This is a genomic window from Chryseobacterium sp. 2TAF14, from assembly GCF_052115105.1.
Lineage (GTDB): Bacteria > Bacteroidota > Bacteroidia > Flavobacteriales > Weeksellaceae > Chryseobacterium.
Genome location: NZ_JBFRGA010000076.1, coordinates 1 through 10794, shown reverse-complemented (window position 1 = coordinate 10794; position 10794 = coordinate 1). Strand labels below are relative to the sequence as shown.

The window sequence follows — 10794 nt, the reverse complement described above, 5'->3', positions numbered from 1 at the left end:
CATCAAAGGAAACAATACAATCCCTATTTTTTTGTAGAAAAACATCAGTACAATTCCTAAAATCATAAGAATATCAACAGAAAATATAATGTAGAAATATTCTTTAGGAATATTCAGACCTTCATGCTGAAGGTATTCATCAAAATCGAGACCGATGCCCATAAAAGTAAACAGAAGCAGAGAAGCCAATGCCAAAATAAAACCCCAGCCTTTCTTCGGATCTTCATCAAAATAACTGTACTCTTTGTATTCTTTTTCCATACTGCAAAAATAAAGAACTTATGAATGATTTCATAAGTTCTTGAATATTTATATCGTCTAAAAATTGATTAAATTGAGATTGCGTTAATCAATCTGTTTTTATCGCTTAAAAATTCTTCCATAGAGATCATAGATTCAGTTCTCATTACGTCCTGAATGTCATCAATCTGATAGATAATTCTTTTTGCATCGTTTGTATTTTTAGCTCTTACTTTACAGAAGATATTGTATTTTCCTGAGATAACGCTTGCTTCGATAACGTTCGGAATGGTTCCCAACTCTTTCAAAACCTCTTGTGTGCGGTTTGATTTTGTTAGAAGAATTCCGATGAAAGCCGTAAAATGGTAATCTAATTTACCATAATCAAGGTTAAGAGATGATCCTAAAATAATACCTGCATCTTCCATTTTCTTCACTCTTACGTGAATTGTACCCGCAGAAACATCCATCTGCTTAGCAATTTCTGTAAAAGGCATTCTTGTGTTTTCTACTAAGAAGTCAAGAATTTTCTTGTCTATTTCGTCCAGTTGATAGTTCATATAGTGAAATTATATTTTTCCTAAAAAATCAATAAATTTTTTACAAAATTAAGAAAAATAATTTAACTAAAGAATTTATCTTAAATATTAACAATAATTAACACGTATGATAAAAATCATTAAAAAATTATGGGTTTTTTACGGATGATTTTACAGAATCTGTTTTTATTTCAGCTTCAGTATTAGCTGACTTTTTGTCTTTTTTCTTCTTTTTAAATAAAGAATTAAAGCTTTTGCTCCAAACAATACCACCACCATAAGCCTGATTTGCAGAACCATTCGTACCAACCGTTCCTACACCCATTCCGATGTTGGTTGGTTTAGAATAACCTCTCAAAACAAGCGTACCGTCATTTTTCTTTGAAATATCGTATTCTACCGATCCTTCACCAGAAAGATAGTTGTTGCTAGTATTTTCTGTTCTGGAAAGCGGAATCCCCAAACCTGTTTTTACGGTAACTCTCGGTGACAATTCAAAACTTACTCCGGCGTTGGCTCTGTCGCCATTGTTAGAAAACTGGTCGTTTCCTTTTACGTAATTCAGATCAATCTGGAATTCGCTACTTACCGTATTCAATACAGAACCTAATTGTTTTAATAACATATTGTAACCGGAAGATTCGGCAATTCCTGCGGCATCAAAATTAAATCCTCCTCCAGAATTGGAAACATTAAACATATTAAGCAATAAAATAGAACCAAACTGTAAAACATTCTCACCTTCTGTCTGATTGATTTTTGCTGCCAAAGTTTCTTTTACCTGGCTCGAAACGTCAAGCGCAGTTACATTCAACGCAATTTTTGGATCATTTAGAGTATTGGTAATATTTGCCYGCAGCAAAACACTGATCGGCTGCAATTGTCCCATATTTAAATAATCTCCTGCATTAGAAACCATTCTCACATAATTGGCAGAAATATCCAGAGACGGTTTCATTGCGTCACCATCCCATCTGATGCTGCTGTTTTTCTGAATCTGAAAGGTTCTGTTGAGAATGGCTTTAGATACAAAAGTTCCACTGTCAACCATGTAAGATCCGTTCATTGCAATGTTTCCCTGTCTGTTCATCTGGAATCTCAGATTGTTTGCCATTCCTTTCACAGTAATATTTCCTACATCATCACCTACCAAAACGTTTACTGTTGTGCCTTTATCAACATCCAAACTGAAATCGATATTCATATTGGCGCCGGTTTTCTTTTTTTCTTCCAAAGTTACCAAACCGTCTTTTCCTTCTTTCAAAAACCTCAGCATTTTAAATTCTTCAACATTAGAAGTAGAACTTGAGTTGAAAGTAAATGTACTTCCATTTAAAGCCTTCATATTTGGAGTAGAAAGGTTTAAAGCAGAAACAGGTCCGTCAACATACAAATCACCCTGTCCGTAAACCCGTCCCCAAAACAGATCGTAATCTTTCTGAGTAGTATTTAGCATTAATAAATTATCTGCTCTCATCACCAGGTTGACTCCCATTGAAGACAGTGTCTCAAACTGTATCGCACCGGAAATTGTTCCTGAAGAATTTGATCTTCCGTCGTGAACTCCAATATTATTTAAAATTGCCAAACCTTTGGAAAGCGGAATCACCGTATCATCAAACGAGTAATCTACTCCTGTGAATAATAATTTTAAACCAAATTCTTTTAAAGCAATATCACCACTGTAATCAAGATTTTTAAGCGTTCCGTTGATTTTCAGATCACCGGTTGCTTTCCCTCTTAAATTTCCAAAAATACTCTGCACAAACTGCTGTGTAAATGCAAGATCAAAATCTCTTAATTCAGTTGTCAAATCAATCGTTGGAGTTGGGGTATTGTTATTTACAGTTCCTGTCAAATGCAGATTATTATTACCGATTACTCCGGCTGAAGCTACTTTTACATCAACATCATACACATTTAAAGAAAAACCATTGACGGCAGAAATCGTAACGTCACCCATGTCATTCCCGTTCATCATGATGTTATCAACCGTAAGATCTACCAATGGCTGCAATGTGCTTTTATCCATTTTGATTTTCACATTACCATTTGCCAAACCTTTAATATCCATCGGATTTCCACCAGATTGCATCTCTAAAAGCTTTTCTATGGCAAAATTCTGAATCTCAGCGTCTACATAGAAATCTTTGGCCGATTTAAAAAATGATTCGTTGATCTGCAATGAACTATCATCTGAAAAAATTCGCAGATTATGAATTTCAAAATCTCCTGTTTTACGACGGTAACTTACATAATGATCGAGTTCCGGATTGGTATCGATCGACCATTTTACATTATTTAAATTAACTTCTGTCGGCTCAAACCTGAAAACATAATCTCCTTCAGGATTTGTTGACTGGTTAAAATTAACCGCATAACTTTTCAGGTTGTCATCCAGTTCATCTTCCGGGCTTCCATGTTTAAAGTTGGTAGAAATCCTTAACACTGAATTATTATCATTTTTTCCTGTCAGTATTACATCTTTCAGGATATTTTTGTTGTATTCGAGCCTGTTGATTTTTGCGTAAAGCTGCTGTTCGGTATTGGCAGTATTAATTCTTACAATCACACTGTCAACCATTGCGCTGTCTCGTGTAACCACTACCCTGTCATCAATTTTGTAATCAGGATTGGCTTCTGCCAAAGCACGATCTGCTTCGGTAATCTCCTCCTTTTTAGTCATGATGTACTTCAGAGAAGCTGCATCAAGATTTAGAATTAAATTATTTGAATTTCCGTCATACTCACCTTCTACTTTTGCACCTTGAGGAAGTTTTAAATCAGGCATAAAATAGGCAACCAAACCCTGTTCAACATCAAAATTCATCGCAAAAGCTTGTCCACGATACAGCTTTCTCGGTTCCGGGCCAACAAGAATTTTCTCTAAACCATTTTCAACCATTCCTGCTAAATCGGCAAGATTATATTTTCCCGAGATTTTCCCGTTGACCGCTCCCGGAGCATCCACCAGAATCGAGCGTTCTCCGCCTTCTACAAAAGTTTTAAGTTTGGCATTCGGAATATGATATTTCTGATCTGCTGTTGCAAAATTTACATTTGAGGCTTCAACATCCAAAGTCAGATCATTGATGCTTGACATTGCCATTTTTCCGTTTACTTTACCACTTACAACCTGAGTTCCCGCTTTATCGGTAAAATAATTCATATTTAAATAAGAAACATCGGCATCTACATTGGCAGAAATTCTTGAGGTACTGAAATCAATTAAACCCTTTACTGTAGCTTTTGCCTGCTCATCATTTACGGTAATCAATCCGTTGTATTTTTTGTGATCTAAAAGCCCATCCAAAACCACGTTGTTGATTTCGTTATTCATAATTTCAATGCTCGAAATCTGAGATTTTGTACTCAAACGCATCGTATTCACATCAAAACTTTGTCCGTCTAAATTAAATTTACCGGAAATCAAACCAACGGCTTTGCTTTTGGTAATGACAGAAGTATTCAAATCGTTCACTTCTGCATAACCTTTGTATTTAGGTAAAGTTGAACTATAATCTGTTAAAGAAAAATTAGAAATTTTTGCCTGCCCAATTCCTGTCATTAAATTCCCTGAAGAAACATAAACCTGTTTTGGAGTAACTTTTGCGGTTCCGTTGTATTTTAATTTACCAAAATCATCCGCAAAATTTTTCATCTTTGAGGAAACGAAAGTCGGCATCATTGCTTTCAGATCTTTATAGGTAAAATCTGCCGAAAGATTTTCGGTTTCTATGGTGAAATCACCTTTTAACAAATGATTGGCTTTCAGTTTTTTTGTTGCAATATTTACCGAAGGATTTCTGATCAGAAAATTTTCTAAAGTAAAATGATTTAACGGCCCCGTCATTTTCCCGCTTGCATTAAACGGAATGAAATTATCCCAATTGGTCACAAAATAAGAAATATCATAACCGCTTATCTGGCTTCCCAATTTCATATTCATGTCCCACTTTACTTTATTGGTAAAGTCTGCCCACGAACCTTTATTCAGATTAAATTTAATATCTCCCTGAAGAAGTGAATGATCAGTATTTAGCGTAAGATCTCCCAAAGAAAGATAATCTTCGGTCATTGAAAAATCGGTAGAAAAAGTTTCTACAAAGTGAGATTTCCCCCATCTTTTGGTAATAAAAGTAAAATTATCAATTCGGGCATTGATATTTGCGCCATTGACTTTAACTTTTGGAGCAATAAGATTTACATTGGTTGCAGTCAACCACTTCCCCGGTTCTCCCGGAGAATTTTGATTAACAATAGAAACTTTTGAATTTAAAATTTCTAAACGTGCGTTCAGTTGAAAAGGTGGCTTTTTAGGATCTTTCTTTTTACCACTATCAAAAAGCTGTGTAAAACGGATGAAGTTTGAAATACTGTCGCCTTTATAAGTAATTACTTTAATGTCTGCATCGTTAAGCGTCAAACCATTAAAACTTAAAGAATTGTTTTTCCCGATATTGGTTGCCAAAGAAAACCAGTCGGAATTTGCTTTAAACTCTCTTGCTTTAATAAAGTCCAGATTTTTATAATCTTTTATTCTTAAGCCTTTTATGGTAACGTCTCCAAAGAAATCAACCTCTACACTTTCGGTAGACATTTTGGCTTTAAAATCTCTGTTGACAATCTGTAAAGCCTGATCTGCTGCCCATCTTTTGGTAACCGGCAAGTTGATTGCAATAAAAACAAGAACGACGATTGAAAGAAGCGTCCAGAAAAGAAAAAGTAATAATTTTGCCCACCAAGAATAGCTTACAACATCTTTAGCTGCCTGTTTTCCGAATTCCTGAGCGGTATCTATTGGATGATTTATAGCGTCTGAAGCCAGCTCAGAAGCCTCTTTCACAGTCTCCTGAACATTTTCCACAGTCTTTTGAACCTGGTCTCCCAGGTTTTCAGCTACCGATTTTTTATTATTATTTTCGTTATTATTCTCTAACTTTGCCATTATTATGAGCGACTCTATAATTTTAGGTATCGAATCATCTTGCGATGACACTTCAGCAGCTATTATCAAAGGAAATTCTATTCTTTCAAACATTGCAGCCAATCAGGAAATCCACAAAGAATATGGTGGAGTTGTTCCGGAATTGGCTTCTCGTGCCCATCAGCAGAATATTATTCCTGTTGTTGAAAAATCTATACTCAAAGCAAATATACAACAAAATGCAATTTCTGCCATAGGCTTTACCAGAGGTCCCGGACTTTTGGGTTCTTTGCTTGTAGGAACTTCTTTTGCCAAGTCGCTCGCTATGAGTTTAGATGTTCCTTTAATAGAAGTAAATCACCTTCAGGCGCATATTTTAGCGCATTTCATTGACGATGCAAATCCTGTGCCGCCAAAATTCCCGTTCTTGTGTCTTACCGTAAGTGGCGGACATACGATGATTGTCTTGGTAAAAGATTATTTCGACATGGAAATCATCGGAAAAACAACCGATGATGCAGCGGGTGAAGCATTTGATAAAATCGGGAAAATTTTCGATTTGGATTATCCGGCCGGACCAATTATTGACCGATTGGCAAAAGAAGGAAATCCTGATGCTTTTAAATTTAATAAACCTAAATTAGACAACTACGATTATTCTTTCAGCGGAATTAAAACTTCGGTTTTGTATTTCATTCAGAAAGAAGTAAAGAAAAATCCTGATTTCATTAAAGAAAATATGAATGACCTTTGTGCTTCGGTACAGAAATGCATCATCGAAATTTTAATGAATAAATTAGAGAAAGCAGCTAAAGATTTAAACATAAAAGAAGTTGCCATTGCAGGCGGCGTTTCTGCCAATTCAGCATTGAGAAAAGTAATGCAGGACAATCATGAGAAATTATGCTGGAATATTTACATTCCAAAATTTGAATATACCACCGATAATGCAGCAATGATTGCAATGGTTGCTCAACTTAAATTTGAAAGAGGAGAATTTACAGATTTAAGAACTACAGCAACTTCAAAATACGATTTATAATGAAGATATTATTAGAAGAAAAAGTACTGGGAACACAATCTAAAAAGAACTCAAAATATTATTGGGTTTTAGAAACGATAACAGGAAAAAATGATACTTCAACAGRGTTTGATGAAGATGATTTTCAGATGATCGGTTCGGAAACTGGTTTTATTCAGAATATAAAAGAAGAAATTATTGAGAAAATAAACGCTGAAAATGTTTTCAATTTTGATTTTGAGCCAAAGGAAGGAGATTATTTATCCATCAAAAATAATTTAAGGAAAAAGGAATATCTAAATCTGATTTTCATGAATAATGCCTGGATTGAAGAAATCTACATGTGCTCTTACCGCGACTGCGAAGGCGATGTTTATACCACAATAAAAACCGGAGTGGCGTTTATAAGTGAAAATGAAATATTTTTCTAAACGATTCTATTTTATATAAACCTAGCGAGATTTAAAACTTAAACAATGAAACTTTTTTTTGGCGAAATTGATAACGGAAAAGCAATCATTAATGACGAAGAGCAGCAACACATCGTAAAAGTTCTTCGTATGAAAGATGGTGAAGAAATTTTTGTCACCGACGGAAATGGAAATCTTGCTTCCGGAACATTGATTATTGAAGGAAAAAAAGCAGGAATTAAAGTTGCAGAAATAAAAACTCAAACGCCTGATTTCAGTCCGAAACTTCATATTGCGATTGCGCCAACAAAAAATATTGACCGTATCGAATTTTTCGTGGAGAAAGCTGTAGAAATGGGAATTTCTGAGATTACGATTCTTCAAACTGAAAAAACTGAACGTAAAAATTTAAATATCGATAAAATCAGGAAACAGGGAATTGCAGCATCAAAGCAAAGTTTGAGATTTCATTTTCCGGTTATTAATGATTTGATTAAAATTCAGGATTTTTTGAAAAATATTGATTCTGAAACAACTTTTGTAGCGCATTGCAACGAAAATTTAGAACGAATTAATTTAAATGAAATTCCAAAATTAGAAAACTACACTTTCCTGATTGGTCCTGAAGGAGATTTTTCGGATAAGGAAATTCTGTTTTTAGCAGATAAAGGAATTAAAGCTGTTTCTTTGGGAAATCAGAGATTAAGAACAGAAACTGCGGGAGTTTTTGTAGCGGCTTGGAATTATAATAAAATGGTTTAGATCAATTGATTTCAACAACATTTTCCGTGTAGGAAGTTCGAATTAATTTTTTGTTTTTCCATTCATAAGTCGACCAAAATTCACCAATACTTGAAACTCTGTGATATGATTTTATTTCTTTGCTGTTTGGATCAAAAGTCGGACTATAAATATCATCGAATTTTTTTTCCTGAATAAATTTTCCGTTTTTATTAATCCATACATTTAAAGTAAACCAGTTCATTCCGACTTCTTTTGATATCGTTAGATCACTGATCCCGTCAAAATTTACATCCTGAAACTTAAAATCCAATTCTTCCACATTACGAAATTCCCAATCTGAAACTGCATTAAGATTTTGTATTTTCTTTCCTTGATAAACTTTCAGTTTGTAATAATCAATTCTTCCTTCTTTTATCGTATAAAAAACTTCAGCAGAAATACCTTTATCCTTAATAATTTGAGAATATTTTCCATCTTTTGGTTCTTCGTCTAAAACACTTTCTTGTTTGACATTTTCAATTTTAGAACTGTCAATATTTACAGCAACAGAATCAATAGCCACAACTGTTGAATCTTTATTTGATATAGAATTTTGGTTTTTCTGCGAACAAGAAAAAATAAAAAATAAAACAATCAAGGAAAAGATGCTTTTCATCAGCTAAAACTAATATTATTATCCTTTAAATATTTTTCAAAAATCTGTTCTCCGCTTCTCATCGAATTTACAGCCCAACGAATTTTCATTCTCAGCAATTTTTCTTCATCCAGTTTATAATCAATATTCGATTTTATCAGCTTTTGCTTTAATTCATACATACAGATTGAAGCCGCCACAGAAACATTAAAACTTCTCGTAAAACCATACATCGGAATCGCCAGAGTTTCATCTGCAAAATCTAAAATCTCATCAGAAACTCCCTCCATTTCAGTTCCGAAAACCAAAGCAATCGGCTCTGTAATTTCATATTCGGGTAAAAATTTTGCATTTTTTTCTAACGAAACAGCCACCATTTTATAACCACGGTCTTTAATATTCTGAAAAGACTCCAGATTTCTGGGTAATCTTTCCACTTCAACCCATGTATCGGCGCCTTTTGTGACTCTTAAATTCGGCTCAAAACTATGCTCTTCCTGCAAAGCTACCACTTTGTGAAAACCACAAGCCTCAACAGAACGCACAATTGCGGCAGCATTTCTGAACTGGTAAATATCTTCAATCACGGGAAGGATAAAATCTGAGCTTTCAGGGGCAAAATACTCTATCTTTCTTAATCTTTCCTCCGTTAAAAACTGCTGTAAATATTCGTAAGTTTTTTCTAAATCTTTCATCTTCTTTCAAATCTTTGCAAATTAACGTAATTTTGAAATTCTAAGAAAAGTTTACATGAAAAGAAAAGTCCTGTTGATTTATACCGGTGGAACGATCGGTATGGAAAAAGATTACGAAACCGGAAGTCTCCGCGCGTTTGATTTTGGAAATATTTTTGAAAAAATGCCCGAAATGAAATTGATGGAATGTGAAGTTTTTGTACATCCTTTCGAACAGCCACTCGATTCTTCAGACATGGGACCCGAAGAATGGCGAATGATTGCCAATCTTATTTTCGATAACTATAAAAAATACGATGGATTTCTAATTCTTCACGGAACGGATACGATGTCTTACACCGCTTCTGCATTAAGTTTTATGCTAAAAGGTTTAACGAAACCTGTTATTTTAACGGGTTCACAGCTTCCGATCGGAGATTTGAGAACCGATGCAAAAGAAAATCTCCTGACAAGTTTGTATTATGCAAGTCTTTATGAAGAAAAAGAAGCCGTTATTCAGGAGGTTGCGATTTATTTTGAATATAAATTATTGCGTGGAAACCGTACCTTAAAATATTCTGCGGAGTATTTTGATGCGTACGCAAGTCCAAACTATCCTATTCTCGGGCAATCCGGAGTTCATTTGAAAATTGAAAAAGATAATTTGTTCAGACCGGATTTAAGAATTGAGTTTCATGTGGACAACCACATCTCTGAAGACGTTTTATTCTGGAGAATTTTTCCGGGAATGAAACTGAATCATTTTAAAGAAATTCCCAAAATGAAGGTTTTGATTTTGCAGGTTTTCGGTTCGGGAACCATTTTCAGCAGTGAAAAAACGTTGGAAACTTTACAGCAAATCAGAAAAAACGGAACTGAAATCGTTGTTGTCAGTCAGTGTATTTCCGGCGGAATTTCGTTTGGAAAATATGAAAATTCTAATATTTTCTCAAGAATCGGAGCCATCAGCGGAAGAGATATGACTGCCGAAGCTGCGATCACGAAAGCGATGCACCTTATTGACAACCCAAATTACAAGGGAAGTTTTGCCGATAATTTCTCATGGAATCTTTGCGGAGAAATAAGTGATTAATTTAAATTAAGAATTTGTAGATTCAATAAAATAGCCTATTTTTGCAGTCTTCAAAATAGAAAGGTGTCCGAGTGGTTGAAGGAGCTACCCTGGAAAGGTAGTATACGGGTAACTGTATCGAGGGTTCGAATCCCTTCCTTTCTGCAAAAGCGTTGATTTTTCAACGCTTTTTTTTTCGAATAAAATAAACAAAATCCAGATCGATTTGATCTGGATTTTTGCTTGAAATGCACTTTTTAAAATACATCTCGACAATAGTATGAATGTATGTGGTTTTTATTTAAGTAAAGAAGTAAAATTTCAAAACCTGAATCTTTTGCTAAAAATTAAATCTCAATCCTAAAATTCCCAAAACCCATGTGGATTATTTATTTGTAATCTGGTTCTTAGTTTTTATTCCGCATCTAAGCTATGGGAATTTTTTAACGGATTGATTTTTATCTTTTTATATTAAAAAACTATTCTTGTAAATTTGGAAACTCATTTCTTAGCCCTAATTGCAGCAATTGTCT

General features: G+C 34.4%; 9 protein-coding genes and 1 tRNA gene. 5 read left to right on the top strand and 5 right to left on the bottom strand.

The genetic code is table 11. The annotated features are described in order from the left end of the window. From AB4Y90_RS09810 to AB4Y90_RS09800, 3 genes are all read right to left on the bottom strand, one after another. Positions 1–261, bottom strand: a 261-nt coding sequence (locus AB4Y90_RS09810) for a hypothetical protein (protein WP_441557288.1), incomplete at its 3' end; no start/stop codon positions are given. A 68-nt stretch (positions 262–329) separates the two neighbouring features. Further along, complete coding sequence (locus AB4Y90_RS09805) at positions 330–800, bottom strand: Lrp/AsnC family transcriptional regulator (RefSeq protein ID WP_066678756.1); 471 nt, start codon at positions 798–800, stop codon at positions 330–332. Between the two features lie 127 nt (positions 801–927). Continuing rightward, entirely contained in the window at positions 928–5727 is a 4800-nt protein-coding gene (locus AB4Y90_RS09800; RefSeq protein ID WP_441557287.1) for a translocation/assembly module TamB, read from the bottom strand. Between the two features lie 4 nt (positions 5728–5731). Here AB4Y90_RS09800 and tsaD point away from each other — a divergent pair, with 4 nt between their 5' ends. Genes tsaD through AB4Y90_RS09785 form a run of 3 tightly spaced genes read left to right on the top strand, consistent with a single transcriptional unit; the run spans position 5732 to position 7899 of the window. Next, a complete protein-coding gene (tsaD, locus tag AB4Y90_RS09795) occupies positions 5732–6748 on the top strand; it encodes a tRNA (adenosine(37)-N6)-threonylcarbamoyltransferase complex transferase subunit TsaD (protein ID WP_441557286.1) in 1017 nt (338 codons plus the stop codon). Then, the gene (locus AB4Y90_RS09790; RefSeq protein WP_441557285.1) at positions 6748–7158 is read left to right on the top strand and encodes a hypothetical protein; all 411 of its coding nucleotides are present in this window, start codon (positions 6748–6750) and stop codon (positions 7156–7158) included. Before tsaD ends, AB4Y90_RS09790 begins: the two co-directional genes overlap by 1 nt. Before the next feature lie 45 nt (positions 7159–7203). Continuing rightward, a complete protein-coding gene (locus AB4Y90_RS09785; RefSeq protein ID WP_441557284.1) occupies positions 7204–7899 on the top strand; it encodes an RsmE family RNA methyltransferase in 696 nt (231 codons plus the stop codon). 1 nt (position 7900) lies between these two features. Here AB4Y90_RS09785 and AB4Y90_RS09780 read toward each other — a convergent pair whose 3' ends face one another. Together AB4Y90_RS09780 and AB4Y90_RS09775 are read right to left on the bottom strand one after the other, a co-directional pair. Next, on the bottom strand, positions 7901–8518 hold the full coding sequence (locus tag AB4Y90_RS09780; protein ID WP_441557282.1) for an XAC2610-related protein: 618 nt from the start codon (positions 8516–8518) through the stop codon (positions 7901–7903). A gap of 17 nt (positions 8519–8535) precedes the next feature. Further along, positions 8536–9210, bottom strand: coding sequence for a TrmH family RNA methyltransferase (locus tag AB4Y90_RS09775; RefSeq protein ID WP_441557280.1), 675 nt, complete (start codon positions 9208–9210; stop codon positions 8536–8538). Between the two features lie 55 nt (positions 9211–9265). Here AB4Y90_RS09775 and AB4Y90_RS09770 point away from each other — a divergent pair, with 55 nt between their 5' ends. Continuing rightward, positions 9266–10282, top strand: a complete 1017-nt coding sequence (locus AB4Y90_RS09770; protein ID WP_441557279.1) for an asparaginase — start codon at positions 9266–9268, stop codon at positions 10280–10282. 57 nt (positions 10283–10339) lie between these two features. Further along, positions 10340–10426 (top strand) — tRNA-Ser (locus tag AB4Y90_RS09765). Positions 10427–10794 lie beyond the last annotated feature (368 nt).